The sequence below is a fragment of the Pseudonocardia pini genome (genome assembly GCF_013870575.1).
Classification (GTDB): domain Bacteria; phylum Actinomycetota; class Actinomycetes; order Mycobacteriales; family Pseudonocardiaceae; genus Pseudonocardia; species Pseudonocardia pini.
The window spans coordinates 1-1253 of sequence record NZ_JACBXB010001144.1; the positions used below are offsets into that span (position 1 = coordinate 1).

General features: G+C 72.3%; 1 protein-coding gene. It reads right to left on the bottom strand.

Annotated elements, in window-relative coordinates; all coding sequences use genetic code 11:
* A partial coding sequence (locus tag H5J29_RS33285) for an LCP family protein (protein ID WP_181784850.1) occupies nucleotides 1-1152 on the bottom strand: 1152 nt, incomplete at its 3' end.
* Between the last annotated feature and the right edge of the window lie 101 nt (nucleotides 1153-1253).

A 1253-nucleotide genomic window follows, 5' to 3' on the forward strand; every position in this document is an offset into this window, starting at 1 on the left:
GGTGTTCTGCACCGTCGGTGACGACACGGTCCCGCGCTGGAACCCGGCCGCGCCCAGCTGGTCCGCGACCTGTGCGGCGAGGCCGGTGCCGCCCGACCCGTTCCCGACGTCCACGGTCACGCCCGCCGGGTCCACCGTCGGCGCCGCGGGGGCGGGTGCCGTCTCCTCCTCGTCCTTCGGTGCGGTCCGCTCCGCGATGAACGACGAGACCTGCGCCGGGTCGACGACGACGACGTCCCCGCGCTCGTTGTTCGTGCCGCCCTGGGTGGGGATGGTGAGGAAGTCGATGTTGCCGGCGGCGATGTCCGAGGCCTGCTGCGCGAACCCGAGCAGGTCCCAGCCCGAGTCGATGACCAGTGACTTCTCGGCGGAGTCGATCAGCGCCGAGAGCGTGGACGGGTTCGTGAGCGTGCCGCTGGAGAGGATCTTGTCGGCGACGGCGGCGAGGAAGACCTGCTGGCGACGGATCCGGGAGAGGTCGCTCTCGGGCAGGCCGTGGCGCTGGCGGACGAAGGCCAGGGCGTCCGCGCCGGAGATCGTCTGGGGGCCCGCGGGGAAGTTCGCGCCGGAGAACTCGTCGTCGACGGGATTCTTGAGGCAGACGTCGACGCCGCCGATGGCCTGGGTCAGGTTGTAGAAACCGAGCAGGTTGATCTCGGCGTAGTGGTCGATCTGCAGCCCGGTGAGGTCCTGCACGGTCTCGATCAGGGTGCTGCGGCCGGTGGCGGAGGACTGCTCGTCGGCGTCGCGCCGGTCGAGGCCCTGCTGCACCAGCTCCTGGGCCTTGAGCGCCTTGGTCGCCGGGTACGCGGCGTTGATCTTGTCCTTGCGGTACCCGGGGATGGAGACGTAGCTGTCGCGCGGGATGGAGAAGGCCGTCGCGCCGCCGCCGTCGGCGGGCAGGTGCAGCACGATCAGGGTGTCCGAGTTGAGGACGCCGGACTCGGCGCCGGAGCGCAGGGTCCGCAGGACGTCGTCGGGCAGCGGGTTGCCCTGGGCGTCCGTGCGGCTGTCGACGCCCACGAGCAGGATGTTCTGCTCGCCGCCGGACGACCCGCCGGTGATCACGTTGGTGGTGGTGATCCCGCCGGTGACGTCCCGGTAGAAGGTCCACGCGCCGCCGGTCAGGAGCAGGACCAGCCCGGACAGCACGCACAGGCCGATCCGAAACCGCCGTGCGACGACGCCGCCGCGCGGGGGCCCGGGCGGGTCGACCGGGGTGCGGGGCGGGCGGGGGGTCGTGCGGCGGCGGT